The 26,602-nt window shown below is 56.9% G+C and carries 22 protein-coding genes and 1 riboswitch; of the genes, 10 read left to right on the plus strand and 12 right to left on the minus strand.

The window, feature by feature from the left end; all coding sequences use genetic code 11:
• Window positions 1-54: 54 nt before the first annotated feature.
• Window positions 55-153: riboswitch (TPP riboswitch) on the plus strand.
• Between the two features lie 140 nt (window positions 154-293).
• From thiC to AAFH99_RS07950, 7 genes are all read left to right on the plus strand, one after another.
• A complete protein-coding gene (gene thiC, locus AAFH99_RS07920) occupies window positions 294-2,234 on the plus strand; it encodes a phosphomethylpyrimidine synthase ThiC (protein WP_043317192.1) in 1,941 nt (646 codons plus the stop codon).
• A 341-nt stretch (window positions 2,235-2,575) separates the two neighbouring features.
• The gene (gene thiO, locus AAFH99_RS07925; protein WP_406829115.1) at window positions 2,576-3,655 is read left to right on the plus strand and encodes a glycine oxidase ThiO; all 1,080 of its coding nucleotides are present in this window, start codon (window positions 2,576-2,578) and stop codon (window positions 3,653-3,655) included.
• Window positions 3,655-3,855 carry a sulfur carrier protein ThiS gene (thiS, locus tag AAFH99_RS07930; RefSeq protein WP_043317190.1) on the plus strand — a complete coding sequence of 67 codons (201 nt, stop codon included), beginning with the start codon at window positions 3,655-3,657 and terminating at the stop codon, window positions 3,853-3,855. The genes thiO and thiS overlap by 1 nt, the downstream gene beginning before the upstream one ends.
• Before the next feature lie 13 nt (window positions 3,856-3,868).
• Window positions 3,869-4,684 (plus strand): thiazole synthase, encoded by an 816-nt coding sequence (locus AAFH99_RS07935; protein WP_043317189.1) that lies wholly within the window; start codon window positions 3,869-3,871, stop codon window positions 4,682-4,684.
• Window positions 4,681-6,231, plus strand: coding sequence for a thiamine phosphate synthase (gene thiE, locus AAFH99_RS07940; RefSeq protein WP_406829116.1), 1,551 nt, complete (start codon window positions 4,681-4,683; stop codon window positions 6,229-6,231). The genes AAFH99_RS07935 and thiE overlap by 4 nt, the downstream gene beginning before the upstream one ends.
• A 39-nt stretch (window positions 6,232-6,270) precedes the next feature.
• A complete protein-coding gene (locus tag AAFH99_RS07945) occupies window positions 6,271-7,035 on the plus strand; it encodes a HesA/MoeB/ThiF family protein (RefSeq protein WP_043317187.1) in 765 nt (254 codons plus the stop codon).
• A gap of 130 nt (window positions 7,036-7,165) precedes the next feature.
• Entirely contained in the window at window positions 7,166-7,492 is a 327-nt protein-coding gene (locus tag AAFH99_RS07950) for a cytochrome c5 family protein (protein WP_081847962.1), read from the plus strand.
• A gap of 183 nt (window positions 7,493-7,675) precedes the next feature.
• Here AAFH99_RS07950 and AAFH99_RS07955 read toward each other — a convergent pair whose 3' ends face one another.
• From AAFH99_RS07955 to purM, 9 genes are all read right to left on the minus strand, one after another.
• Window positions 7,676-8,506 (minus strand): type IV pili methyl-accepting chemotaxis transducer N-terminal domain-containing protein, encoded by an 831-nt coding sequence (locus AAFH99_RS07955; protein ID WP_043317184.1) that lies wholly within the window; start codon window positions 8,504-8,506, stop codon window positions 7,676-7,678.
• A 130-nt stretch (window positions 8,507-8,636) separates the two neighbouring features.
• The gene (locus AAFH99_RS07960; protein ID WP_051686997.1) at window positions 8,637-9,860 is read right to left on the minus strand and encodes an alginate export family protein; all 1,224 of its coding nucleotides are present in this window, start codon (window positions 9,858-9,860) and stop codon (window positions 8,637-8,639) included.
• A gap of 52 nt (window positions 9,861-9,912) precedes the next feature.
• Window positions 9,913-10,794 (minus strand): ABC transporter ATP-binding protein, encoded by an 882-nt coding sequence (locus tag AAFH99_RS07965; protein ID WP_406829117.1) that lies wholly within the window; start codon window positions 10,792-10,794, stop codon window positions 9,913-9,915.
• A 58-nt stretch (window positions 10,795-10,852) separates the two neighbouring features.
• Entirely contained in the window at window positions 10,853-11,857 is a 1,005-nt protein-coding gene (locus AAFH99_RS07970; RefSeq protein ID WP_043317181.1) for an ABC transporter permease, read from the minus strand.
• Between the two features lie 111 nt (window positions 11,858-11,968).
• On the minus strand, window positions 11,969-13,345 hold the full coding sequence (locus tag AAFH99_RS07975) for a CmpA/NrtA family ABC transporter substrate-binding protein (protein WP_406829118.1): 1,377 nt from the start codon (window positions 13,343-13,345) through the stop codon (window positions 11,969-11,971).
• Window positions 13,346-14,043: 698 nt separating this feature from the next.
• Window positions 14,044-15,447: an OmpP1/FadL family transporter gene (locus AAFH99_RS07980; protein ID WP_406829119.1), complete on the minus strand. Its 1,404-nt coding sequence runs from the start codon at window positions 15,445-15,447 to the stop codon at window positions 14,044-14,046.
• 228 nt (window positions 15,448-15,675) lie between these two features.
• Window positions 15,676-16,437, minus strand: a complete 762-nt coding sequence (locus AAFH99_RS07985; RefSeq protein WP_231491603.1) for a DUF3108 domain-containing protein — start codon at window positions 16,435-16,437, stop codon at window positions 15,676-15,678.
• 73 nt (window positions 16,438-16,510) lie between these two features.
• Entirely contained in the window at window positions 16,511-17,194 is a 684-nt protein-coding gene (gene purN / locus AAFH99_RS07990) for a phosphoribosylglycinamide formyltransferase (RefSeq protein WP_406829120.1), read from the minus strand.
• A gap of 6 nt (window positions 17,195-17,200) precedes the next feature.
• Window positions 17,201-18,259 (minus strand): phosphoribosylformylglycinamidine cyclo-ligase, encoded by a 1,059-nt coding sequence (gene purM / locus AAFH99_RS07995; RefSeq protein WP_406829121.1) that lies wholly within the window; start codon window positions 18,257-18,259, stop codon window positions 17,201-17,203.
• A 244-nt stretch (window positions 18,260-18,503) separates the two neighbouring features.
• Here purM and AAFH99_RS08000 point away from each other — a divergent pair, with 244 nt between their 5' ends.
• From AAFH99_RS08000 to sodC, 3 genes are all read left to right on the plus strand, one after another.
• On the plus strand, window positions 18,504-19,610 hold the full coding sequence (locus AAFH99_RS08000) for a DUF2066 domain-containing protein (RefSeq protein WP_231491601.1): 1,107 nt from the start codon (window positions 18,504-18,506) through the stop codon (window positions 19,608-19,610).
• 3 nt (window positions 19,611-19,613) lie between these two features.
• The gene (gene hda / locus AAFH99_RS08005; protein ID WP_043317174.1) at window positions 19,614-20,348 is read left to right on the plus strand and encodes a DnaA regulatory inactivator Hda; all 735 of its coding nucleotides are present in this window, start codon (window positions 19,614-19,616) and stop codon (window positions 20,346-20,348) included.
• A 93-nt stretch (window positions 20,349-20,441) separates the two neighbouring features.
• A complete protein-coding gene (sodC, locus tag AAFH99_RS08010; RefSeq protein WP_304412651.1) occupies window positions 20,442-20,969 on the plus strand; it encodes a superoxide dismutase [Cu-Zn] SodC in 528 nt (175 codons plus the stop codon).
• Here the strand turns inward: sodC and AAFH99_RS08015 are convergent.
• The 3 genes from AAFH99_RS08015 to AAFH99_RS08025 all read right to left on the minus strand — a co-directional run bounded on the left by AAFH99_RS08015 (window position 20,925) and on the right by AAFH99_RS08025 (window position 26,381).
• Window positions 20,925-22,292 (minus strand): catalase family protein, encoded by a 1,368-nt coding sequence (locus AAFH99_RS08015; RefSeq protein WP_406829122.1) that lies wholly within the window; start codon window positions 22,290-22,292, stop codon window positions 20,925-20,927. The genes sodC and AAFH99_RS08015 overlap by 45 nt on opposite strands.
• Window positions 22,289-24,322 carry a di-heme-cytochrome C peroxidase gene (locus tag AAFH99_RS08020; RefSeq protein ID WP_406829123.1) on the minus strand — a complete coding sequence of 678 codons (2,034 nt, stop codon included), beginning with the start codon at window positions 24,320-24,322 and terminating at the stop codon, window positions 22,289-22,291. The genes AAFH99_RS08015 and AAFH99_RS08020 overlap by 4 nt, the downstream gene beginning before the upstream one ends.
• A gap of 172 nt (window positions 24,323-24,494) precedes the next feature.
• Window positions 24,495-26,381, minus strand: a complete 1,887-nt coding sequence (locus AAFH99_RS08025) for a DUF885 domain-containing protein (RefSeq protein WP_406829124.1) — start codon at window positions 26,379-26,381, stop codon at window positions 24,495-24,497.
• Window positions 26,382-26,602: the final 221 nt, after the last annotated feature.

Raw genomic sequence — 26,602 nt, forward strand, 5'->3', positions numbered from 1 at the left:
CAAAGACAAGCCCCAAAGACTTGTCCTTCCTCTCAAATTACCTCTATACTCGGCTCCAACTTGTCGGAGTGCCTTAGGGCTGAGATCGCTGTTGCGAGATCCGTTGAACCTGATCGGGGTAACCCCCGCGTAGGGAACAAGATCTGAATTCGCTACATTTCGTACGCACGTTTGAATCCGGATTTAAACTGAGTTTTAAATCTCTGCGTCCGAAACCCGCTCTCCCCTCTGCCCCGGCAATCCACTCACGGATACCATCCACGGAACGTCCCAACAGGACGCAAGGGGTCAGCATGTCTCAAGTCGCCGAAGCAAAAATTACAACCAATAAAGCGGATAAGAAAAGCCGTGCCGAACAACAGCAAAGCGCCAAAGAATTTCTCGATAACCTAACCGCCCAGCAATTCCCCAACTCTCGCAAAGTCTATTTGCAGGGGGAACGCGAAGGCGTCAAGGTCGGCGTACGCGAGATCTGCCTCGGCCAGTCTCTGGTAGGTGGAGACGAAGCCAACCCTGTATTCGAACCCAACGAACCCCTGCAGGTCTACGACACCGCCGGCCCATACTCCGATCCCGACTTCAAACCCAACGTCCGCGAAGGCCTGCCCAAACTGCGCCAACAGTGGATCGAAGACCGCGGCGATACCGAAATTCTCGACACCCGTCAGGCCGCCTACAGCCAGAAACGCATGGCCGACCAGGGGCTCGACCATATCCGGTTTGACAACCTGCCTGCGCCGCGCAAAGCCAAGCCCGGTAAAAATGTTTCCCAGATGCACTACGCCCGCCAGGGCATCATCACCCCGGAAATGGAATTTATCGCCATCCGCGAAAATATGGGGCGCGCACAGCTGGCCGAGCAGCTGACTGATAAGGACTATCAGAAAGCCCGCGACGGTATCTATATCCCACCGCAGATCACCCCGGAATTCGTCCGCCGCGAAGTCGCCGAAGGCCGTGCGATCATTCCCGCGAATATCAACCACACAGAACTGGAACCGATGATCATCGGCCGCAACTTCCTGTGTAAAGTGAACTCCAACATCGGCAACTCCGCGATAACCTCTTCCATTGAAGAAGAAGTGGAAAAGCTTGTCTGGTCCATTAAATGGGGCGGTGACACCGTCATGGATCTGTCCACCGGACAGAACATTCACGAAACCCGGGAATGGATCCTGCGCAACAGCCCGGTACCCATCGGCACCGTACCGATTTATCAGGCCCTGGAAAAAGTGAACGGCGTCGCCGAAGACCTCAACTGGGACGTATTCCGCGATACCTTGATCGAACAGGCAGAGCAGGGCGTCGACTACTTCACCATTCATGCAGGTGTACTGCTGCGCTACGTACCACTGACCGCCAAACGCGTCACCGGCATCGTCTCCCGCGGCGGCTCCATCATGGCCAAATGGTGCCTCGCCCACCACAAAGAAAACTTCCTCTACACCCACTTCGAAGATATTTGTGAAATCCTAAAAGCCTACGACGTCAGCTTCTCACTGGGCGACGGCCTGCGACCCGGCTGTATCGCCGATGCCAACGACGAAGCCCAGTTCGGCGAACTGCGCACCCTTGGCGAACTCACCGAAATCGCCTGGAAACACGACGTCCAGACCATGATCGAAGGCCCCGGCCACGTGCCCATGCACAAGATCAAAGAAAACATGGACGAGCAGCTCGAACACTGTCACGGCGCTCCCTTCTATACCTTGGGCCCCTTGACCACCGACATCGCCCCCGGCTACGACCACATCACTTCCGGCATCGGCGCCGCCATGATCGGCAGCATGGGCTGCGCCATGCTCTGTTACGTGACTCCCAAAGAGCACCTCGGCCTGCCGAATAAAGAAGACGTAAAAGAAGGCCTAATGGCCTACAAAATCGCCGCCCACGCCGCCGACCTCGCCAAAGGCCACCCAAGAGCCTACAAACGCGACGACGCCCTCTCCAAGGCCCGCTTTGAATTCCGCTGGGAAGACCAATTCAACCTCGGCCTCGACCCCGAACGCGCGCGCATGTACCACGACGAAACCCTGCCCAAAGAATCCGGCAAAGTCGCCCACTTCTGCTCCATGTGCGGCCCGAAATTCTGCTCGATGAAAATCACTCAGGACGTCCGTGACTATTCCAAAAAGCTAGAGGCTGCAAAACAGGAAGCAGAAGCGAACAAAGGAATGGAAGAAATGTCCATCAAGTTCAAAGAACTAGGTGCAGAGATTTACCACAAGGGATAAGGAATCACTGAAAAGCTACTGCGCGTGCGCCTGGCGGCGTCCGGCGGTGCTCGTAATCCTCACGTACTGCAAGTACGCTCCGGTTACTGCGCTCCGGCGGCCACCACCAGCCACCCGCTCGCTACGCTTTTCAGCGATTCCTTCCGAGATTGATCGAAATAGCAGAACTTGATGCGAAGGCAGTGGTGCGGGTAAGCCTTTGCCAGACCTTCTGCGAGAGGGACCTCGCAGAAGAGCCCCCATGAATGGGTTGAGGGGGGGCGCCTAGCTCGTGTCTGGCAAAGGCTTACCCGTAGCGCTGCCGCCCCGAGTTGCCCGAGCACGAACCCCGGAATTAAAACGTGGCACAAGCCAAATTAAAGATTGGAATTGCAGGAGCTGGCCTAATGGGCCGCCTTCTAGCCTGGCGTTTGTCTGAAAAAGGCCACCAAGTAACCCTGTTCGAATCCGGTAGCCTGGAAAAACCTGCGGGCGCCTGCCACACCGCCGCCGGCATGATCTCTCCACTGTCGGAACTGTTCCACTGTCCACTTCCAGTCTACCAACTGGGTATGCAAAGCCTGCAACACTGGCCAAGCTGGGGAAGCCAACTGGAACAAACCACCGGCACTAACGTCGATTACCGCGAGAAGGGCAGCATCCTCATCGCCCACCCACAAGATCGCAACGAACTCCTTCAATTCCAACAGGAACTCAACGCAAAACTGGGCCCAGAGAATCGCGACCAACTGCAATGGCTAGACAATAACTCCCTACGAAACCTGGAGCCCGAACTAGACCGCTTCGACCAAGGCCTTTACCTCTCTTCTGAGGCCGACATCGACAATCGCAAACTACTGCCCGCGCTGCTCAAAGCGATCAAGCAAAACAAAATCGAAATCTACGAAAACACCCCGGTAGATTGCACCCCCGAAATAATCCAAACCAAAAACGGCAGCGAACACTTCGACCTGGTCATCGATACCCGCGGCCTCGGTGCAAAAAATCAGATCAGTCGCCTGCGCGGCGTCCGCGGCGAAGTCATGGTCGTAGAAACCCCGGAAGTGCAACTAAACCGCCCCGTGCGCCTGCTGCACCCCAGATACCAACTCTACGCGGTACCCAGAGCCAACAACCAGACCGTCATCGGCGCCACCGAAATTGAAAGCGAAGATATGAGTCCCATATCCCTGCGCTCCACCATGGAACTCTCCAGCGCACTCTATTCGATTCACCCCGCATTCGCCGAGGCCCGCGTCATCGAAACCCGCGTCAACTGCCGCCCGGCAACCATGGACAACCTGCCGGTAGTGGAAAGCGAACCGGGCCTCATCCGAATCAACGGCCTTTTCCGCCACGGCTACCTGCTGGGCCCCGCACTGGTAATCCAGACCGAAACTGAAATTTCCAGATTAACTCAAGCGACACAACAGGTGACCTGATGCAACTACTGGTCAATGGCGAAACAAAAAACTTTGACAGTGCACAAACATTGTCTGAAGTATTGCAAAAATTGGGCTACAGCGGCGAGACCTTTGCCGTTGCCGTCAACGGCGATTTCGTTCCCCGGGCAACCTACGAACAGACATCGCTGAACGCCGGCGATAGCCTGGATATCGTCGCCCCGGTAGTAGGCGGCTGAAAGGAGAGAGCACATGGCCGATAAACTGAAACTCTACGGAAAAGAATTCCACAGCCGTTTGCTGGTGGGCACCGCACTCTATCCGTCGCCGGCGATCATGCGCGAATCTGTCGCCGCCTCTGGATCGGAAATCATCACCCTGTCCCTGCGCCGCCAGAGCCCAGCTCAGCAGCAGGGCAAAATAATCTGGGACTATATCCAGGAATCCGGCTGCCAGTTATTGCCCAATACCGCCGGCTGCAAAACCCCTAAAGAAGTGATCGCACTGGCAGAAATGAGCCGGGAAATTTTCGGCACTGACTGGCTCAAACTGGAAGTGATCGGCGACGACTACAACCTGCAACCAGACCCCTTCGGACTGATCGAAGCTGCGCGGGAACTGGTGCAGCGCGGCTTCAAGGTGCTGCCTTATTGCACCGACGACCTGGTTGTGTGCCGCAAGCTGCTGGACGTGGGTTGCGAAGTGCTGATGCCCTGGGGCTCCCCCATCGGCACCGGTCGCGGTCTGATGAACAAATACAATCTGCAAACCCTGCGCGAACGCCTGCCGGACACTCCGCTGATTATCGACGCTGGTATTGGCGCACCCTCCCAGGCCTGCGAAGCCATGGAGATGGGATTTGATGCAGTCTTGCTAAACACCGCCATCGCCAAGGCGCAGAATCCGGTACTGATGGCGGAGTCCTTCAGGCTCGCCGTGCAGTCCGGCCGCGCCGCGCGCAATGCGGGACTGATGCTCAAACGCCAGACTGCCAGCCCCAGTACACCGACGCTGGACATGCCGTTCTGGCAGCAGACGATCAGCGCAGAAAATGGGGAGAAGGTATGAGCGGTACCGGACACCATCGCCCCATCGTATGGACCATTGCCGGCAGCGATTCCGGCGGCGGTGCGGGTATTCAGGCGGACCTGCTCACCATGCACGATCTCGGTGTGCACGGTTGCAGCGCCATCACCGCCAATACCGCCCAGAACACCCTCGGTGTACCGGCGATCAATGCGGTATCCGATGAAGTGCTGAAATCCCAGCTGGATGCATTGCACGCCGACCTCAAACCGGCGGCCATCAAGATCGGCCTGCTGGCAAACGCCGGGCAGGTTCGCCTGGTGGCGAAATTTCTGCGTGCGCTGAAATCCGCAGGCGAGTCCATCCCGGTGATCTACGATCCGGTGGCCGTCGCCACCAGCGGCGCGCAGTTGACCGAAGGCAGCACCGGTGCCGCCGTGTTGACGGAACTGTTGCCCCTGTGCGATCTGATCACACCCAACAGTATCGAGCTGGAATGGCTGGCGGCAACTGACGTTGATAACGCTGTGGCAATTCTCGAGGCCGCGCATAAAGTGCGAGGTAATCACAGTGCTGCACTGTTGGTGACCGGCGGCCACTTTGAATTAGAGCCGGGCACCACGGCAGACTTGCTTTGCTCAGGGTCCGGTGAGAATTCCAGTAATGACTGGCTGATCGGCAAAAAAATCGATACTCCCGATGCCCACGGTACCGGCTGCACCCTGTCTTCGGCGATCGCGGCATTACTGGCGCTGGGCTACCCGCTGAAAGACGCCTGCGTGGTGGCCAATGCCTATGTGCGCCGCGGGCTGCGCCTGGGCGACAGCGATCATATCGGTGCGGGCCCCGGCCCGGTGGGGCACTGTGGCTGGCCCACAGAATTGCAGGACTTTCCCGAGGTGCTGGTCGCCGGCAGCGGGCGCGCGAAATCATTCGGAGTCTTTAATGAGAAAGCGGCTGCGACGTTTGCCGCCGAGTTCGCGCAGCCGGATTCTCATCGGCTTGGGCTTTACCCGGTTGTGGAAACCGTGGAGTGGATCGAGAAACTGGCGGAGGAGGGGGTGCGCACGCTGCAGTTGCGCATCAAGGATCCGGGCCGCGACCTGAAAGAGCAGATTGAGCGCGCCGTCGCCATTGGTCGCCGCTACGATCTGCGGCTGTTTATCAACGACTATTGGCAGCTCGCCATTGAGTGCGGGGCTTACGGTGTGCATTTGGGGCAGGAAGATCTGCAGACCGCAGATCTGAAGGTGATCCGAGAGGCGGGGCTCAAGCTCGGTATCAGCACCCACGGCTTTTTCGAATTGCTCTATGCCTATCAATATCGGCCCAGCTACTTGGCCATCGGCGCCATCTACGCCACCAATACCAAGGATATGAGTGGACAATTGCAAGGGCCCCGGAAGCTGACCCGGATGGCGGCCCTGCTGCCGGATTATCCACTGGTGGCCATTGGCGGTATTAACCTTGAGCGGGCACCGGCGGTGGCCGCAAGCGGCGTGGGCAGTATCGCGGTGGTGACGGCGATAACCCGGGCCCCCGACTACCGCGCCGCTGTGGCACAATTGCGTGCAGTGATCGATCAATAGCTATTGATTCGTTGAAATCTTGCCGAGAGAAACCGAGCCGTGTTGAGTCGTAAACAGCTACAGCGTTACAGCCGCCAGATCATGTTGCCGCAGATCGGTGAAGCGGGGCAGGAGAAGTTGGGCGCAGCGCGGGTCCTGGTGATCGGCCTCGGTGGCCTTGGCAGCCCGGCGGCACTGTATCTGGCCGCTGCAGGTATCGGTGAGCTGCACCTGGTGGATGGCGACAAGGTAGAGGTTTCCAACCTGCAGCGTCAGGTGCTTTACAAAACCAATCACCGGGAAAAGGACAAGGCCCAGGTGGCGGCGCAGCAGCTGACCGCCGCCAATCCCGAAATCCGTATCTACGCACATTGCCGTATGGCCGATGAGGGCTGGCTCACCGAATTGCTATCCCAGCAGTCTTTCGATCTGGTACTGGACTGCACCGACAACCTGAAGATACGGCACAGTATCAATCGCGCCTGCCGTGCGCAGAGAGTCCCAGTGATAATGGCTTCAGTACGGGGATTTTCCGGACAACTGGTAAGCTTCGATTTTCGCTTACAGTCCAGTCCCTGTTATGCATGCCTGTTTCCGCCAACGGCGACGCAGAGTGATTTGCCGGAAGTGGATAACTGCTCAACCGTCGGTGTGATTGGCCCCGCACTGGGGGTAATGGGGAGTACTCAGGCTCTGGAGGCGATCAAAATACTGGTGGGTTTACCGGTGAGCAGCCTGAATAAGCTGCAGTTATTCGAGGCTGGCAGCCTGGAGTGGCGTGCCCTCACACTATCAGGAAGCAGCACTTGCCCTGTTTGTGGATAACCAGTACAACGGAGCTGTACCAACAATAAATAGAGGGCGTATCTTGTCTGTTCATACTTTTCTCCGGGTTCTTGTCGCATTCACGCTTGGTTCATTGCTCTTTGGTTGTGGTGAAAAATCCTCAGAAGAGATGTCCATCTCCGAAAAGCCTGCCCAGGAAGTGGCCGTCGAAGAGGTGGAAACACAGCCAGTCGCGGAAGTGGATACCGTGCATATCTCCCCCAAGCTGTTGGAAACCTATCAGCAGACCTGCGGAGGCTGTCATGAAAAAGGCCTTGTGGGTGCGCCCGTCACCGGGGATGCCGAAGCCTGGAAACCGCGCCTTGCCAAGGGCATGGATACCATGGTGAAGCACGCCCGGGATGGCTTCAATGCAATGCCGCCCGCAGGGCTTTGTTTCCACTGTTCCGATGAGGACTATGCGGCGCTGATCATCTATATGTCCACTGCCAAGTAGCCATGTGGGGCGCGGCCTGAAGGAACATCTGCTGTGCCTTGTCTCTATGGGGCAATGATTGATTCGCGATTGGTTCATTGGGAAATGGGGCACCCTGTCGGTGGAGGCAAGACACAGCAGCTGTTCGCTTCGGATCACCGAAGAGTGCATGAGTTTGCTCAGCACATACTCGCGAGCTTGTAATCAGCGGGCGGCAAGTTCCACCGCGTTTAATAACTGCGCGTACTGACCGGTAATTATGTTCATGTTGCGCAACATGATGTCGGTGGTACCGGTGATGACATGAATCTGCCGCGCCTCCGATATCTGCATCTCCCCATCAAATCCGCGGCTGGCATAATGCAGGTGCCCCTGGGTTTTCAGCAGATTGCGGGTGATATCTGGTGTATTCAGCGGGCTTTCCAGTAGAAAGGTCAGCATCTGCTCGAACTCCGCCAGATCCTCGTACAGTAAACGCGTGCCGTCGCTGCCGGCCACCCCCCAATACTGGGCAACATAATTTTTTGCGATACGCTGAGACAGCATACGCTGTCGGCCGGATACGTTAACCAGTTCGGCGCTGCTGTGATCGGCCAGTGCCTGCAGGCGCATCACGTAGGTGTGGGCTGCAGGTAATAGAGTATTGCTGCGCTGGAACAGCTGCGCAGCAGTAGTTTTATTCACCGGTTGCCGGGCAACTTCCGCAAAAGCATCCCACTCTTGCTGAACCTGTCGCAAGGTATTGGCGAGCGGTTTCGCCGGTTCAAAGTTGGTGAGTCGCCCGAGATTACGCTCGAACTCTGCCATGGAGCGCTCAAAAACCTGACGGTGCTTGTCTACCGACGGCTGTACACCCCTTAGAATATAGGACTGTGTAATACGCTGAGACAGCATCCTCTGGCGTCCGGCGATATTGATGGCATCGCCCATGCTGAATCCGACATTGGCCGGATCAGCCGGTGCTTCCGCTTTGGCTGCAAATACCGGCGCGGTGCCCACTACAAATAACAGAAACAGGGAGAAAACGGATTTCATACTCTCTTTCCTGACTGAAAAATGGATGAGAAAGGGAGGGATATAGGGAAGAAGAAAAAGTCCCGGCCTTGCGGCCGGGTAAATACTCAACGAGTGACTCAGGTTAAACCCTGTGAGTGGTTGCTTCCCTTTAGAATTTTGTCGCAGCGGTAAGCCAGAGTTTGTCGGTGTCCACACTGAAATCGTCCGCACTGTACGCGCTGTATTTCAGGCTGAGATTGACACCGGAAAGGGTGCCCGCCACGAGAAAGCCCGCTTCGCTTCCCAGTTTATCCATACCGGATACACCGCTGTCGTCGGAGCTCAACTGATGGTAATTGAGTGCAAACTTGACGCCGGCGAGACTGGTACCTGCGGAAATGTACACGTCCTCAATACCGCCTACGATGTTTCCGGTACCTCCACCGAGAAATTGATCGGTCCAGCCCTGAAACTTGTGCAGGGTGGCCAGGGGGGTGATGAACTGTCCGTTCGCGCCGTCCGCACCCAGTAGTTCGTAGCCGCCGGAAATGGTGATGCTTCCCAGCTTGTAGCTACCTTCTGCCAGGAGGTAATCCGCATCGTAGTCTGCAGGGTTGTTTGCCGCGGAGGACTGGGTGGCATATTCCAGCGCATAGGAGAGGTCGCCCTTGCCTCCGGCAAAGCGCACACCGTAAGTGTCGGTGGAGAAGGCCGCTGCATCCTCGTTGTCGATCAGGTAGGCATAACCGCTGAGCGTGCCGGCGGAAAGCCCCGCGTACTTACCATTCAGCAGATAGGTATCATTGGTATGATCGCCCACCGGGCTATCCTCGCCAAAAATTCGGTTCACGTTTCTGACTCGCGCCAGAAACAATGTGGTGTCGGCGAGGCTGGTGTTGGTAACGCTGAAGGCATCGTAGGTCTGTTCATTCTGACGGAAGCCGACACCGCCAACTAAGCGCTGGTTATCCAGCAGGATGCGTTGACGACCGTATTTGAAGGTGGTGGTGCCAGTAGCGTAGGCCAGGTAAGCCTGGTTCACTTCGGTACCCTCCGGATCGCCCACACCGCCTTCGAATTCCGTAATATGCGTGACGTCGTCCATTTCGATCAGGGTGCTGAAACCTGCATAGGCTGCGGAAGTAAATGTAAGACGTGTCTGCAGGCTGGTCAGATCCACATTACTGCCGTCCACATCCACGAATTCAGAGCGGGCGCGGAAGCCCAGGGATACATCACCTTGAGCCAGAGCATCAGCGAAGCTGTTCACCTCCGGTGCCTGCTGCTCGGACATTTCCTGGGCGAAGACCGGTGCTGCAGCTATGGTGCTTATGGTGAGCGCGAGCAGGTTCTTGCGCAGTGAGAATTGGGAAATGAGAGTCTGATTTTTCATATTGTTTTCCTGTTGCGGAGATTAAAAGCCAAGTCAGCAAGGCGCAATAAAATCAGGCGGCGTCTTCCACCGCTTCTTTCTGCGCGTGACCTGTTGTGGTGTTTTCTGTCGTCTGCAGGGGTTTGGCAACGGTTTTTTTGACGGGAACGTCGGGCTTACTGTGCCGTTCGTGCAGAAATTTCAGTACCTTGGAGCGATACTGGTTGTAGAGCGGGTCGTCCGCCAGTTCCAGGCGGTGGCGCGGGCGCTCAAGATCAACGTCGAGAATCTCTCCGATGGTGGCGGCGGGACCGTTGGTCATCATCACAATGCGGTCCGATAACAATACGGCCTCATCCACATCGTGGGTGATCATAATTACGGTGTTGTTCAGCTCCGCCTGAATCTCCATCAGGGAGTCTTGCATATGTGCGCGGGTCAATGCGTCCAGTGCGCCAAAGGGTTCATCCATCAGCAATACTTTGGGCTGCATGGCCAGGGCGCGGGCGATACCCACGCGCTGCTTCATACCACCGGAAATTTCATTCGGGCGCTTGTGCAGAGCGTGGCTCATGTGCACCAGATCAAGATTGTGCTCGATCCACTCGCGCATCTCAGCTTTGGATTTGCTGTTGCCAAAAACCTGTTTGACCGCCAGTTCCACATTCTCATAGGCGGTGAGCCAGGGCAACAGAGAGTGATTTTGAAAGACCACTGCACGCTCCGGGCCCGGTTCGGTGACTTCCTTGCCATTGAGGATCACGCCGCCGCGGGTGGCCTGGTAGAGGCCGGCAACCACATTGAGTACGGTGGATTTGCCGCAGCCGGAGTGGCCGATCAGGGAGACAAACTCCCCCTGGGCAATTTTCAGGTCGACGTCCCGCAGGGCGGTGAATGGGCCCTTGGGGGTCGGGAATTCCATATCGATGTGACTGATGTCGAGAAGTACGCTCATTGGTTCAGGCTCCGTAAAATGAGTTACCCGGTGCTGTTTCGTTCCGGTGCAGATGGGGTTACTGGTTTGCTGATTTATCCCAAGAGACCAGTTTCTGCAGAGTGAGCATGCCGCGGTCCAGCAGGAAGCCGATCACACCGATCACCAGTACAGCGGCCATGATTCGCGCAAGGGAGTCGGAGCTGCCATTCTGGAATTCATCCCATACAAATTTTCCGAGGCCGGGATTTTGCGCCAGCATTTCCGCGGCAATCAGCACCATCCAGGCCACACCCAGGGAGAGACGCATACCGGTAAAGATCATGGGGACCGAGGCGGGCAGTACAATTTTCTGTACATGGCGCAGGGCGGGCAGACGCAGTACCTTGCTGACATTCACCAAGTCCCGATCGATGCCGGCTACACCCACAGCGGTATTGATAACCATGGGCCACAGGCAACACAGGGTGACGGTAATCAGGGAAACCAGGAAAGATTTGGCGACCACCGGATCGGGTGTTGCGTAGAGCGCGGAGACTACCATGGTGACCAGTGGCAGCCAGGCCAGTGGGGATACCGGTTTGAATACCTGAATGATCGGGTTGATCGCGTTGTTCAGGGGTTTGCTCAGGCCGATGGCGATACCCAGGGGGATGGCGATAGCCACCGCTAGTAGGAAACCACTCATCACGGTTATCAGGCTGGTCACAATCTGGTCGAGAAAGGTTTCCTTGCCGGTATAGGCGCGGATCTTGGGCTCGTAACTTGGATCTTTCGCTACACGCTCGGCGTTGCGCTTTTCCTGCCGCTGGTAAAATGCCTGCTCTTTTTCCCGTGATCGCTGGTGTTCATCGTACAGGGAGTTGAACTGCTCCATCACTGCAGCGGGTCCCGGGAATTTGCCCAGGGACGTATCGATGTTCTGTGCGGTGATGGACCACAGTAGCAGGAAAGTGAACATGCCCGCTAGGGGCAGGGCGATCAACCGAATGGCTCCGCTGACGAGGGTTCGATTGAAGACTTCGCTCAGTTGCGGCAGCTTGAAGCCTATCAATTTTGTGGCATTCGCGGTGGTGGTCGTCATTCCAGTTACCTCTGCACACGGCGTTGAGTGTTATGAGTGAGCATTTTTTTGCGGGCGCTGACCGGTAGCTCTGGGCAGCGCCTTGTCTGGGTATTGCGTGAGAAAGCCGATTTACAGTTTTTGTCCGGACTTAAGGCCTATGGCGAATTTTTCGATATATTCATTGGGCTTCTGGCCGTTGTAGACGATACCGTCGATAAAATGGGTCTGCGGATTGCGGAAGCCATCTTCGGTGTCGAAATCCGGGAACTGCTCGGCACTAGCCAGTTTTTCTTCAATCAGAGACTTGGCGGCAGCGGCGTAAATGTCCGGGCGGTACACCTTGGCTGCCAGTTCCTTGTACCACGCGTCTGGCTTGTCTTCAGAAATCTGGCCCCAGCGCCGCATTTGTGTGAGATACCAGATAGCGTCGGAGTAGTAGGGGTAGGTGGCGTTGTAGCGGAAGAAGACGTTGAAGTCGGGCACTTCGCGTTTGTCGCCTTTTTCGTATTCAAAGGTGCCGGTCATGCTGTTGGCAATCACTTCATAGTCGGCGCCCACATAGTTGGACTGGGAGAGGATTTTCACCGCTTCCGAGCGGTTGGCGTTGTTGTTCTCATCCAGCCACATGGCGGCACGGATCAGGGCGCGGGTAACACGTACGGTGGTATTGGGGTATTTCTCGGCGAACTCTTTCGTGATACCGAAGACTTTTTCCGGGTTGTCTTTCCAGATTTCATAGTCCGTCACAACCGGAACACCGATATCCTTGAATACCGCCTGCTGGTTCCAGGGTTCACCCACGCAGTAGCCGTAGATGGTGCCGGCTTCCAGTGTTGCGGGCATTTGTGGGGGCGGGGTTACCGAGAGCAGTGCGTCGGCATCGATCTGTCCGGATGTATCGCCCTTGTGGGGGGCATAGAAACCGGGGTGGATACCACCGGCGGCCAGCCAGTAGCGCAGCTCATAGTTATGGGTAGACACGGGGAATACCATTCCCATATTGAATGGTTTGCCTTCGGCCTTGTATTTTTCCACCACGGGTTTCAGAGCGTCTGCCTTGATCGGGTGAACCGGGCGGCCGTCTTCCATTTTCGGGATATTCGGTTTCATCTCTTCCCAGATGGCGTTTGAAACGGTGATGCCATTGCCATTCAGGTCCATGGAAAATGGGGTGATGATATCCGCCTTGGTGCCAAAGCCCATGGTGGCGGCAATAGGTTGGCCCGCCAGCATGTGAGCGCCGTCCAGGCGGCCATCGATTACACCGTCGAGCAAAACTTTCCAGTTGGCCTGAGCTTCGATGGTGACGTACAGGCCTTCATCTTCAAAAAAGCCTTTTTCGTAGGCGATGGCGATGGGCGCCATGTCCGTGAGCTTGATAAAACCGAACGTCAGTTCCTCCTTTTCCGGGTAACCAAGTTCTTTTGCGGTGGCGGGCGCGCTACTAAAGCCCATAGCCAGCACTAGCGAAGCGGCGAGTGTCTTGAAGGGTTTGTTCCTGATCATGATTCGTGTGCTCCAGGTTCCTGTTTGCGAAGTATTCAGTTTTCCGTGAGTCCGCAGTGCGCCGCCGATGCGGTAATCAAAAATCACACCTGCAAAAAAAAACGCTCACCAAACTCCCGTCGCCTGTGACGGGGTTGGTGAGCGCCTCTGCTCAAGGGCATACGCTTGCGCGCTGCCAGACTATTTTTTTGACGCCGTTGCCGGCTCAATCAATCAACGGATGTGAATTGGGTGTTTTTTGTTGTGATCCGGTCTGGTACGAAAATGTATTGCTGCGATGGATCACTGTTGAAAACGGTACTGCAGGGTCCGTGCCAACTTTTTTAGCACCGGTTCTGAGGCGCTTGATAAGGGGCGTGGGGGAAAACTGGCTCAGGAGGGTACTGTGGGAGGTCCAGATGCCCCTAAGTGACTGTAATTCAACAAGGTTTTATCGCCTTTCAGTCACCCGGAAATACCGGTGGGCAATTTTAGGTGGAACCCTGTTCATCGCTGTACGCAATGGTTTGAGGTGGGAGCGGCGGCGTGACAACGTGCGTCAAGACACACTGTCGCTCTGTCACAATTGCCCTTTGTGGTGCACGCTCGGTGCGCGGTGCGGGAATGTTTTGGTGCGTGAGCGTTAAGGTGGGGCAATAAAAAAGGCCGGGTGTTGCCACCCGGCCTTGCTTGAATTGCAGGTTTACCCGTTCGTCGGATCAGAAACTGTAGTTCAGGCCTACACCAGCGATCCAGGCTTCCAGGTTGGTGGTGCCACCGTCAAAGTAGGTATTGAGTGCGCCACCCAGTGCCGATACCGGCAGGCTGGAGAATTCCTGAATGGTGGAGTCGTCACCCCAGATATAGGCGAGACCACCGTCGATGCTCAACTGATTGTTGAATTTGTAAGTACCGCCGAAGGTCACCCACTGGCGATCGTTGTCCGGGATGGACAGGGTGCGCCAGGTGATGTCGCGGCCCACCAGTTCGCTTTCTTCGGTGTATAGACCGTCGCGGGCGGCACCTTCGTCATAGGCGTAGCCCATGCGCCAGGTCACTTCTTCGCAAGGGTAGTACTCCAGGCCCACGCTGTAGCGCCAGCCACTCTTGAAGTTCTCTTCCTTGATGTGCAACGGGTTGTAGGGCAGGTAGGGCTCGCCGCCAACGGTCTGATCGGGGAAGAATGCTTCCAGGCGCTCGAAGTCGTCCCAATCGGTCCAGGTGGCGCCTACCGCCAGGCCCCACTCGTTATTGAAGCGGTGATAGAGGCCGATCTCGGCCACATCCGGAAGGTCCAGGGTCAGGTCGGCAGGTTCGTTGTCGAACGGTAAGCCGGTAACCACGGATGGCAGCAGGTCAGAATCTACGTCGGCGTCGAGCTTGGGATCAAACTCTGCCTGGTAGGAAATACCGATACGGGTGCGGTCGGTAATGTTCCACAGTGCACCAATTGCCCAACTGGTATCCCAGTCGTCACCGCTGGCGTTAAGGATTTTGGCGTTGGACAGTGACGGGGCAACCGGGAAGTCGTTGGGTACCTTGGTGTTCAGGGTAGCGTCCGCGTACAGGAAGTTTACGGAAACCCCAACGCTGAATACGTCGCGGTAGTTGTAGGCTACGGATGGCGCGAGGTTGACAGTCAGCAGTTCCGTTTTGTCGGAGATGTGGGTTACCAGCCAGTTGGAATCGAAATCGGTTTCCAGGCCGTAGTCCGCATTCATCGCAAAACCGAACGACCAGCAGTCATCAATTGGCACTGCGACATAGCCAAACGGCACTATGGCGTCGGTGGCGTAGTCGTTGGCTTCCTGGTACAGCGGTTCGGTCAGCGGAATCTCACCATTGGGAGTCTGGGCGAAAAACTGGGTGTAACCGGCGGCGTCGATTTCCGGGTCGACATAATTGAAGCCACCGGTAATGGTGATGCGGTCAAACAGTGCTGAACCTGCGGGGTTGCGGGCGAGAATGGCGGCGTTGTCGCCGACGGTGTTCTCGGCGGCATAGGCACGGCCAAGGCCGCTGACACTGGATTCCTGAAGTGCAAAGCCAGCAGCCATGGCGCCGCTGGATGCGGAACAGATTGCTGCCGCTAATGCGGCTCTGCGCAAAGTTTTGATAGTCATGAGGTCCCACTCTTTTGCTGAAAATTATGCCAGCGGGAATTTGGCCCAATACTGGCGAAGAAGCTTTTCCAGAAAGTTTTTGCTTCAAGCAAACAAATTCCCAGTAGCTTGATTCTAGCAGTGCGAATTTTACGCACGGGGAGAATGCGACGACTTTATAGTAGCCTGTAGCGGAAAAATCTACGGTTTGTCGTAAATTTTTTGTATAGATGTGAAAAAAATTTCTAATTATTTTTGTGCGCTGATTTCTTTTCCATCGATGGATAATTTTGTCAGGGTGATCTGGTAGCTTTTGCCATTTTCTTCACGCTGCATCAGTTTTACCAGTGCGTAATTCCACTCCGGTGCAAACCAGATATTGGTGACGCGATCTGCATCTTTGCCGCGCACTCGCTGAACTTTAATAGTTCTGACTTTGCCCATGGGTGTGTTGATGGTCTCTTCTCCCGCCACCTCAAATTCATAGTCACGAATTTTTTTGCCATCGGCAACCTGGTATTGCAGCGGCGTTTTGCCATTGGCGATATCAATTGCCAGCTGCAGCTGGTAGCTGATCTTGTCTTGGATATTTGCTGGCGCGTTGTCAATGCTACGGGATTTATCGTAGATATTCAGAATGCGCTTGCCACCGTCCTCAAAGCTGAGAGCGGTGTGACGATCGCGGCCCAAACCGGATTTCTGGTAGTCATAGTGTTGGGGGGTAAGCCTGGTGCCCTGTTGCGCGAAGCGGGAATATTCCTCGATCTTTGCAAACATCGAGTGCGCGGAAAAATCCAGACGCCAACTCTGCGGGCTGCCGGTCAACTTGCGCTCGGCTTTGACGCCAAACCCGCTGAACTCTGCCTCGTAAATCGCCGTGAAAGGAACGAGAACTGCTGGATCGTCAGTAACAGCGGGCGTTTGCTCGGTTTCGGCACTACTCGGGAGGCTGCTGAGGAAGGCAGCAAAGAGAAAAGATATTGAAGCGGCAGCAGCAGTGAAACGATTCAAAAGACAACCTCCGGCCTTGTTTTCGACTTCCATACATTGTGGGTCAGTGTCAGGCCGGAAGTGTAGTCCGGCTCTACAACCGTTTTCCGCTGCGTGGCAACAGCTCTCCATCCAGTTCGGCACGGTCGCCCACCATGCGCAGACGTCCTTGGGCAAACCAGCTTGCCACCAGCGGATAAATTTTATGTTCCTGCACCAGCACTCGCTGTGCAAGGGATTCGGGGGTATCGCCGGTTTCAATGGGCACCGCCGCCTGCAGAATAGGCGGGCCGCCATCGAGTTCTTCGGTGACAAAGTGCACGGTGGCGCCATGTTCCTTGTCGCCCGCATCCAGCGCGCGCTGGTGGGTGTGCAGACCCTGGTACTTGGGCAACAAAGATGGATGAATGTTCAACAGGCGCCCGCTGAAGTGGCGGACAAAGTGGGGTGTCAGGATGCGCATGAAACCGGCGAGGATCACCAGGTCCGGCCCGTAGCCATCAATCAGCTTCACCATTGCCTGATCAAAGCTGTCGCGGTCGCTGAAATCCCGATGACTCAGGACTTCGGTAGGTACGCCCGCATTCTGTGCTCGGGTGAGTCCGTAGGCGTCGGCTTTGTTGCTGATTACCGCTTCCACGGAATAGTCGCCGTCACCGCCGGCCGCGGCATCCAGAAAGGTCTGCAGGTTGCTGCCGCTGCCGGAGATGAGAACAACGACGCGGCATTTCTGCGATGGGGTTGAGTTGTCGGTAGGCGACATGGTGCTGCTGGGCATCGGGAATTACAGGCCCGCCAGCTCGACGGCTTCGCCACCGTTCGCGGCTTCGATAGTGCCGACGATGAAGGCGTCCTCGCCCAGTTCTTTGAGCTTGGTAACGGCTTTGTCGGCATCTGCCGCTGGCACACAGATCACCATACCCACTCCGCAGTTGAAGGTGCGGTACATCTCACGGCCTTCAATGTTGCCCGCCTCCTGCAGCCAGCGGAATACCGGTGGCAGATCCCAGCTCTTGGTGTCGATCACCGCGCGGGCGTTGTCTGGCAGCACCCGCGGCAGGTTCTCCAGCAGGCCGCCACCGGTAATGTGGCTCAGTGCGTTGACCTGTACGTCCTTCATCAGCGCCAGCAGGCTCTTCACGTAGATGCGAGTGGGCGCCATCAGGGACTCGGCCAGGGTTTTGCCTTCCAGGTCTTTGTTCAGGTCGGCTCCGCTGATCTCCAGTACCTTGCGGATTAACGAGTAACCATTGGAGTGGGGGCCGGAAGCGCCGAGGCCGATCAGTTTGTCGCCGGTCTGGACATTGCTACCGTCGATGATCTCGGATTTTTCAACCACACCCACACAGAAACCCGCGAGGTCGTAGTCTTCGCCTTCGTACATGCCGGGCATTTCCGCAGTCTCGCCGCCCACCAGTGCTGCGCCGGCCAATTCGCAACCTTTGCCGATACCGGTGACCACGTCTGCGGCGATATCCACGTTCAGTTTGCCGGTGGCGTAGTAATCGAGGAAGAACAGAGGCTCGGCGCCGGCAACCACCAGGTCATTTACGCACATGGCCACCAGGTCGATTCCGATGGTGTCGTGGATGCCCAGGTCCATGGCCAGGCGCAGCTTGGTGCCCACGCCGTCGGTGCCGCTGACCAGAACCGGTTCTTTATAGCCGCTGGGGATTTGGCAGAGTGCGCCGAACCCACCCAGGCCGCCCATGACTTCCGGGCGCGTGGTGCGCTTGGCCACATGCTTGATACGCTCAACCAGGGCGTTGCCCGCGTCGATGTCGACACCGGCGTCTTTGTAGCTGAGGGAGGGGCTGGAGGAGTTCGGCTTGGAGTCGCTCATGGTTCAACCTGATAAGGGCCTAATTGGAAGGGCGCGTATTCTAGTAGAAAATTACCTGAATGTGCGAACTGAAGGCTGGGAGAAACAGCCGACACTGATACAATAGCCGGTAATTGACTGCCGGGGGCCCGTCTCCGGCGCAGGAAGGCACCGTGTAACCCACTGGAACCGGCCGATATCAGGCCGAAGCTGGTCTCTGCGGACGTCTGATACATATAAAGAGGTAAAAGGGGACTGAGAGCCAATGCCATTGACCATAACCCCCCGTGCACTGCTCTGGTTTGTGCTGTTACTGGCAGCGATGTCGGCAACGCTAGTGGTCCCACCCGCCAGCGCGCGGGTCATGCCGGACCTGTACGATGTGAGTGAAGCCGTTGCCAGCCGCGGCGCCACTGACCGCGCCGACGCCACCGCACGTGGTCTGGAGCGCGTATTTGTTCGGGTTACCGGTGACCAGGACATCGCCAACAACCCCAAGGTTGCACCGGTTCTGGCGCAAGCCCAGAAATTTGTGCAGAGCTATCGCTACGACAGTGATAACAATCAGTTGTACCTGCAACTGGCCTTCGACCCGCAAGCGGTGAACGATCTTGTTCACAAGCTGCAGCTGCCCCTGTGGCCCAATAATCGCCCGGGTACGCTAGTGTGGATGGCGGTGGATACCCTGCAGTCCGGCCGCGATAGTCTTCGCCAGGAAGACTACCCGGAGTTGTTCGGATTGCTGGATGGTCTCGCCATGGAGCGCGGCCTGCCGCTCGACTTTCCGGTCATGGATCTGAATGATCAGCGCAATATGCCCCTGGGCAGCCTGTGGGCGCAGGATGAGAGTGCGGCGGAGCGCGCCGGTGTTCGCTACCGCCCGGATGCAACCCTGATGGGACGTCTGTTGCAGACCTCCGGTCAGCGCTGGCAGGCAAACTGGCTACTGATTCACGGTGGTCGCAGCTACGCCTTCGATGCCAGTGGTACCACGATGGAAGAGGTGGCGTTGCGCGGTGTCAATGAGGCCGCCAACCTGCTGGCAGAGCGCTACGCAGTGCACAGCTCCGATACCGGAGTAGCCAGCGCAGTTATGGTGGAGATTTCCGGTATCCGCAGTTTCGCTCAGTACTCCCAGGCAACCAAATATCTGCAGGGGCTGGCTCAGGTCAGCACCGCCGAGGTACTGGCGGTAAACGGCGATCGCCTGATGCTGGCGCTGACCTCCAGCACCGAGTTGCAGACGCTGCAAAATGTGCTGTCCCTGAACCGCAACCTGCAATTGGCCCGCGACGACGGGCTGGTCGATCTGACCGGCTATCGCGCGCCGCTTGGTAGTGCCCAGAACCCTCTGCGCTACAGCTGGCAGTAAATCGTGTCTGGAAGTAGCCAATCCGGTGGCGTCCCGCAGCAATTACCCCTGGGTGTTTCCCTCAGGGACGATGCGACGTTCGCCAACTTTTTCCAGTCTCCCGATGACGGCAACCGGCAGGTTGTGGGCATGCTGAATGCCTTCGCCTGCGGGCAGAGTCCCGAGCAGGTGGTTTATCTGTGGGGTGAACCGGGCAGTGGGGTGACTCATCTGTTGCAGTCTGCCTGTCAGGTTGCGGAGGCGAGTGGCCGCAGTTTTCAGTACCTTCCCCTGGGGGACCTGATCGACAACGACCCGGAAGCCATTGTGGAAGGGTTGGAGTGCCTGGATCTGGTGTGCATCGACGACCTACAGCAGATTGAGGGGCGCGCCGACTGGCAGACCGCCCTGTTCCACCTCTACAACCGGCTGCGGGACAGTGGTAAACAGTTGCTGCTGGGGGCCCGCCTGTCCCCGCGCGGTTTGCCGCTGGCGCTGGCGGATCTGAAGTCCCGGCTGCAGTGGGGACTGACTTTCCAGTTGCACCCGTTGAGTGACAGCGACAAGGTGGCGGCTCTGGTGCGCCGCAGCAAGCTACGTGGGTTTGACCTGCCGGAAGATGTCGCGCTGTATATTCTGCATCGGGCGCCGCGCAATACCCGTGCGCTGTTCACCCTGTTGGAGCAGCTGGACCGCGCATCTCTACAGGCTCAGCGCAAAATTACCATTCCTTTCGTCAAGCAGGTTCTCAATATCTGAGCGACTGACAGCCTGGCATTTCCTTCTACACTGATACAGATAGTGTAAATTCTGGCGCCACCAAATCTATTGGTGGTCTGAAGGAGGTGCCTCTTGTCCCGAATCTTCAAAAAGATCGCCCTTTCTGTGATGTGCTGTGGTCTGGCATTGCCCGCAGCGGCGGATACGGTGGTGACTGTGCTGAAACTGGATAAAGCCGGTGTCGGCACCATGCTCGGTACCGTCACCGTCACGGAAACCGCCTACGGTCTGGTGTTTACGCCCAAGCTGGATGGGCTGCCAAAGGGATTACACGGCTTTCATTTACATGAGAACGGGAGTTGTGAACCCGCCGAGAAAGAGGGTGAGATGGTACCGGGACTGGCAGCGGGTAGTCATTACGATCCGCAGAACACCGGCAAGCACGGCATGCCCTGGGGAGATGGCCATCTGGGTGACCTGCCAGCGCTGTATGTCGATAGCGATGGCAAGGCGATGACACCGGTGCTGGCCCCGCGGTTGAAAAAGTCCGACCTTAAGGGGCGCGCATTGATGGTACACGCGGGCGGTGACAATTACTCTGATCAGCCAAAGCCGCTAGGTGGCGGTGGCGCGCGCATCGCCTGTGGTGTCATCCAGTGATCGGGTATCCATACCGTAGCCGCCGCACTGGCTGCTGACTTCACTCCCATTTTTTGGACGGAAGTGCTGGTCGAAACATCGCGGTAGCGGCCAGCGCGGTTTGCGGATGTTGAGCCCCTGTGAGCCCGGGCATGGTGCTCCGGGCTTCGGGATACACCAGTTTTCCGGCTCTTGATAGTGGGTGTCGTTTTTCCGGTGTCGAAAGTCCGATACCGCGTGGTACACCAGTCGCCTTGCCCGGTTCAGGCTGCCGAGAGGTTCCCATTCTCCCACCCCTCGCCAGGGGTTCATGGATATGTTTTCACAAAATGCGTCCTGCCCCTCACTGGCAAAATCCTGTGGTGGAATATACACACGGGCGACGGGGATGAATGGCGACATTGATTCTTTCCAGATTGCCGTGCCGTCATCCAGTGGCATTTCCGATTCCGCGGCACCGCTAGCTCGCGGTTGTAGCAAAAAGTCGAAGCAGGCACTTTTACTGTCGAGGACTTGGGCCATCTGCTCGGTGAGGTAGTTGTCGCCGCGCTGTGTGTTGGCGCGAGCATCAGTGAAGTCACTGCCGGCGCAGGGGCGCGTGGAGAATTTGATGGCTGATTTTCCGAGGCGGTAGGGCAACATGGAAAAGTACTGCTCGGCTAGTGGGGTATCAATGGTGGAAGATACTGTCTGGTAGGCCCGCCACATTTCTTTCGGGTGCAGACGGGGAGGCCACAGGCTGAAAAACCAGGCGCTCCGGTCCATTTTGGCGAGGTGCTGCATATTCTCCGCGTAATCGAATATGTTGCGATTAAAAAATGCCGGGGTGTTGGTCATGATGAAATCCTGGTTCGCGGATTCACCTTGAGGCAGCTCCGGTGCGATCGGGGCCCCGCCGGTATCCATCACCTTGATTGCCATGCCGCGGGCGTCTCCGTGACCGTCGGGCTGCACCTGCATATCGCCATTGGAAAAGCGGATCCAGGCCCGATAGCTGCGCCCCGGTTCGGAAAAAATCGAATGTTGGAAGCGGCTTGGAATGTCGCCATTGATTTCAAATTCCGCCCGCACACAACCGGTGGTTTTGGCATGGGCGTCGCGGCGGTAGTGATTGCCATACCTTGGGCTGTTCAGCTTGTGAGCGGCGGTGGAGATGGCCCGCGCGGACTGAATGGCCGAGACAATGGCCTCCAGCTCATCGTCGGGGATGTCCATTCCCAGTGTATCCACGTCGAGAGATTCCAGACCGGTGGGGGACGGGGTGAGTGCCTGTGGTTGCTCATGGGCGGTCAATGTAAGCGGGCCGAGGGCGACCCCCGCCGCCAGTAGAAAGCGTGAGATCACCGTCTCGTCTCCCGGTTCCCATGTTGGCTTGCCAATTGTGGGGCGCCGCTGTGGCGGTACGGAGCACAGGCCTGTTCGCCAATGGCACTGGCCGGCGGCTCCGGGTATTGCGCCCAGTTTTGCGGATCTCCGCCAAGGCGCTCGGCATAGTCCGGGTTGCCCATAACCTTCAGGTATTCAATGAGTGCCAGGCGTTCGTTTTCTTTAAAGCGTCGGCCGATACGCCCGGGCTCGTCGGCATCCGTAAACAGGTGGCCGCTGTTGCTGTTGCCGGTTTCGCGGGTGTCGAATGCAAAGTTCCCCGGGCGCAAATCGGTTACATAACCCAGCTTTTGCGGGTTGTATTCCCGGTGGCCAATACCAAACCGCACCGGACGCGCTTCCCTGGGGGACAGCAGGTCGTAGATGGTGGGAACGGATCCATTGTGCAGGAAGGGCGGCGTGGCCCAGACCCCGTGTAGCGGGCGTGCTTTATAGGCCGCCTTGTTGACGATGCGGAAGGGCACATTCAATCCGTCGTAGTCGGCGATTGCGTTGCCGTCGCTGGAAATCTCACGGTTTTTATACAGAACCGGAACCAGTTTATTGATCAGTAGTTGCAAACCGTCGCCCGCATTGACGCGGCGTTGGGCAGAATTCTCTGGTGCTGTCGGGTCGCGTGCAACCAGCGGACCCGGGTCAAAGGTATGTTCTACAAAATTGGTTGCTGCGGTTGGGTCGGTACCGATCACGCTGATGTCGATCCACGGAATGGCCCAGATGGATTCCCGCCAGTCTTGGCGTACCGGGCGGTTGTCAGCGTCATAGCCAACCTGGCCGGACATGTCCCACTGCCAGTTGACATCGCGCTGGCGGGCCGGGTTGTCGGTGGGGCCTGCGGCCAGCGGCCATTGATAGGGCTCGGAGATATGGGGTCCGTGGCAATGGGCGCATTGATCGGCGAACAGGTTTTTGCCTTGTCGGGCGCGGGTGATATTGATTTCTCCCAGCACCTCTTCCGGCCACTTGGGGGGGCGCAGTTTACGCAGGGTGGTTTCAATACACTGCATACCCTCCACATCAATAGTGGACGTACCAAACTCTCCCTCCGGCAGAAGCGCACCGTTTTCATCGATCAGTTTGACCGGTGCCATAACTCCCAGGGCCTCGCCTACATTGCGGGCCATGGCCTGGTTGGTGAAGCCGGTGTACTGCACCCAGTCGAAGCGCCAGATATCCCACAGGAAGGGGTAACTGACCGGGGCATTGGCTTCTTGATAGTTGTCTTCGATTCCCAGGTTGTAGCCGAAGACCACGTTGCCAATTCGGCCTACCGCATCGGTGCGACCGCGACCTTCTGCAACCGGAAAATTGCTACTCCGCCCCGGCCCTTTGGCGAATTCAAAAAAACGTTTGCGAAAGGCGGAAAAGTCTCGCCTCAACTGCGCGCGCGCTTGTTGGTCGTCACCGGCGATCTCATCGGCAAAGCGGTTCCATTTAAGCAGGTTGACCTGCATCTCCGCTGTGGTGGCACCGAGGGAGTGGATAAACTCACCAAAGCCGCTGGTGGACATACCGTGAATTGCCTGACCGCCGTCGATGCGCAGCGCGGTGCCCCGGTAGTGCAGTTCGCCGGTGTGGCACAAGGCGCAGCCCAGGTCCAATCGCCGTGAGCCGTCTTCGGGATTCTGGTGGCTGCCCATGCCCACCGGGTAGATTGCTCCGGCATTGGATTTTGGGCTGTGAACCGGATCGATGATGAAACCCCAGCCGCGCATATTATCTGCGCTGGCCAGTTTTTCCCTGGAGAAAGGAAGCTCCAGTGCCTGTAACCAGGCATAGTGAAGCCCCTGAAGTTCAGTGCCCTGAGGGGTATTGTAAAAAAGCTGACGGTCCTCGTCTGTCCAGCCCTGGTCCAGGTAGCGGATCTCGGTAATTTCCTCCCGGGTGATGTTGGGCTCGAACAGCTTATGAGCGAGCGTACAGCCGGTCAGTACCAGGCCGCCGCCAGCGAGTAACCACAGGGGGAGTTTGAGTAGCCGAAAATCCATTTTAATGTTCCAGTTTGATACCGTTTTTGTTGTTGTCGCCAGCTTGCCCTGCCTGCGGACGCGGCACTATTGTAAATTGCATCCGCTGAAAGAAAAGGCGGAAAAAAGAAAAGCCGGGCGCTGGAGTCCCGGCTTTTCTCGAATTGTAAGACTGATTGTCTGGGGCTGGGTGTCAGTTTCCTTTTTTCTCTTCAACCCAATTGTTCACCAGCTCTTCCAGCACATCCAGCGGCACGGCACCATTTGCCAGCACCACATCGTGGAATTCCCGAATATCGAATGCGTCTCCCAGGGACTGTTTGGCGTTTTCACGCAGCTCGACAATCTTCATCATGCCAATCTTGTAGGCGGTGGCCTGCCCGGGCATCACGATATAGCGTTCGATAGCCTTTACCACGTCGCCGTGGGGGTTGGGGCTGTTTTCAGCCAGCCACTCGATGGTTTCTTCGCGGGTCCATTTCTTGCTGTGCAGGCCGGTGTCAACAACCAAACGGCAGGCGCGCCACAGCTCCATGGCGAGGCGACCGAAGTCGGAGTAGGGGTCCTGGTAGAAACCGATTTCTTTCGGTACCAGCTCGGAATAAAGCCCCCAGCCTTCGGTGTAGGCGGTGTAGCCCCCGAATTTGCGGAAACTGGGAACATTTTCCAGCTCCTGCATGATCGATAGCTGCATATGGTGGCCGGGAATCCCTTCGTGGTAGGCCAATGCCTCCATCTGGTACACCGGCATGCTGCTCATTTTGTACAGATTGGCGTAATAGATGCCCGGGCGTGAGCCATCCGGTGCCGGGCGCTGATAGAAGGCTTTGCCCGCGGATTTCTCGCGGAAAGGCTCTACCGCTTTTACCACCAGGTCGGCTTTGGGCTTTGTAATAAACAGCTCGTCCAGGCGCCCCTTCATGGTATCGATCAGTGCTGTGGCTTCCTTCAGGTAGCGCTGCTTGCCTTCTTCCGTTTCCGGGTAGTAGAACTGTTCGTCGGTACGCATGAATTCGAAGAATTCCTGCAGGTTGCCGTCAAACTTCACTTTTTGCATGATTTCGCGCATTTCGTTGTGAATGCGCTCCACTTCCTCGAGACCCTTCTGGTGGATTTCCTCGGCACTCATATCGGTGGTGGTGTATACGTTCAGGCGATGCTGATAGAAGGCGTCGCCGTCTGGCAGCTTCCAGGCGCCGTCGTCGGTGGTGGCTTTTTTCTCCAGCTCACCCAGATAGCTGATCAGGTTTTCATAGGCCGGCTTGACGCTTTCCAGCATGGCGGACTTTGCCTGCTCGATCAGCGCGGACTTTTCCTCCTCACTGATTTCCAGCTTGTCTACTTTGCCTTTAAAGTCGGCGTATAGGGTGCTGTCTTTACCGTCGTCGTAGGGGGCGCCGGTAATCAGGTTTTTTCCGTCGCTGATAATGTAGGGGAATACAAACTTGGGAACGATTACGCCCTTATCAGCCCGCTCCTTCAGGTTTTCAATCAGTTGGTCGAAATAGGCGGGCAAGCCGTTCAGACGGGAGATGTACGCTTCTGCATCGGATACATCGTCCACCCGATGCTGGTTGATCAGCAGCGAAGCGACGCTGGTGTGCGCGGCATACATCTGGTTGACCGGGTAGGTGTGCAGGCGCCACTTCCAGCCCTCGATGTCCTGCTCCAGGTTGCGGATGGCCAGCTCCAGAGACAGTCGGGTGGCGTCGTCGAGCTGGTCTGGATCAATTTTTTTCAGTGTTTCCAATTGCCGCTTATTGATTTCATGGGTTTCTTTTTCAAAGCGGGGAGAGATATCGTCCCATTTGCCGTAATCCTCTTTAATACCCAAGAACGTTTTGAATTCAGGGCTGCGATTCACGTGCGTTTGGAACTGCTCTTCAAACAGCGCGTTGGTTTTCGCGATGACTTCCGGGTTGCCTGCTGACCCGGTGACGCTGGGTTGGTCCGTTGTCGGCGCTGCTTCGGTGGTTGCGGTCGGGGTGGAATCCGCCTGTTCTGTTGTTGGTTTCTGGTCACAACCTGATATGGCAAGCGCGCTTATGGCGGCCGCCAGCAGAGTCAACTTGAGCTTCATGGTGTTATCTCAGCGTCAGTGAATGAATTTAGGGAAGTGGTGTTGTAACCAGAAGCTGCGGTGGTTGCAAATCTAATGGCCAGGTGGTCATTTTTTCGGCGAAAGTGGTGGTGAGGTTATTGTGAATGACGGGCATAAAAAAGCGGGCCTTGGGCCACTGCTGTCCCACAGTTTGGGATAACTGAAAAAGCCTGAACCAATCTGGTTACAATGATTCTGCG

The sequence above is a fragment of the Microbulbifer sp. ARAS458-1 genome (genome assembly GCF_045348205.1).
Taxonomy (GTDB): domain Bacteria; phylum Pseudomonadota; class Gammaproteobacteria; order Pseudomonadales; family Cellvibrionaceae; genus Microbulbifer.

Bases quoted from the DNA above. Each gene is read 5' to 3' on its own strand.
- thiC (WP_043317192.1), top strand. From the start codon at position 294: ATGTCTCAAGTCGCCGAAGCAAAAATTACAACCAATAAAGCGGATAAG.
- thiS (WP_043317190.1), top strand. From the start codon at position 3,655: ATGCAACTACTGGTCAATGGCGAAACAAAAAACTTTGACAGTGCACAA.
- AAFH99_RS07935 (WP_043317189.1), top strand. From the start codon at position 3,869: ATGGCCGATAAACTGAAACTCTACGGAAAAGAATTCCACAGCCGTTTG.
- thiE (WP_406829116.1), top strand. From the start codon at position 4,681: ATGAGCGGTACCGGACACCATCGCCCCATCGTATGGACCATTGCCGGC.
- AAFH99_RS07950 (WP_081847962.1), top strand. From the start codon at position 7,166: ATGTCCATCTCCGAAAAGCCTGCCCAGGAAGTGGCCGTCGAAGAGGTG.
- AAFH99_RS07955 (WP_043317184.1), bottom strand. From the start codon at position 8,506: ATGAAATCCGTTTTCTCCCTGTTTCTGTTATTTGTAGTGGGCACCGCG.
- AAFH99_RS07960 (WP_051686997.1), bottom strand. From the start codon at position 9,860: ATGAAAAATCAGACTCTCATTTCCCAATTCTCACTGCGCAAGAACCTG.
- AAFH99_RS07965 (WP_406829117.1), bottom strand. From the start codon at position 10,794: ATGAGCGTACTTCTCGACATCAGTCACATCGATATGGAATTCCCGACC.
- AAFH99_RS07970 (WP_043317181.1), bottom strand. From the start codon at position 11,857: ATGACGACCACCACCGCGAATGCCACAAAATTGATAGGCTTCAAGCTG.
- AAFH99_RS07975 (WP_406829118.1), bottom strand. From the start codon at position 13,345: ATGATCAGGAACAAACCCTTCAAGACACTCGCCGCTTCGCTAGTGCTG.
- AAFH99_RS07980 (WP_406829119.1), bottom strand. From the start codon at position 15,447: ATGACTATCAAAACTTTGCGCAGAGCCGCATTAGCGGCAGCAATCTGT.
- purN (WP_406829120.1), bottom strand. From the start codon at position 17,194: ATGCCCAGCAGCACCATGTCGCCTACCGACAACTCAACCCCATCGCAG.
- purM (WP_406829121.1), bottom strand. From the start codon at position 18,259: ATGAGCGACTCCAAGCCGAACTCCTCCAGCCCCTCCCTCAGCTACAAA.
- AAFH99_RS08000 (WP_231491601.1), top strand. From the start codon at position 18,504: ATGCCATTGACCATAACCCCCCGTGCACTGCTCTGGTTTGTGCTGTTA.
- AAFH99_RS08020 (WP_406829123.1), bottom strand. From the start codon at position 24,322: ATGGATTTTCGGCTACTCAAACTCCCCCTGTGGTTACTCGCTGGCGGC.
- AAFH99_RS08025 (WP_406829124.1), bottom strand. From the start codon at position 26,381: ATGAAGCTCAAGTTGACTCTGCTGGCGGCCGCCATAAGCGCGCTTGCC.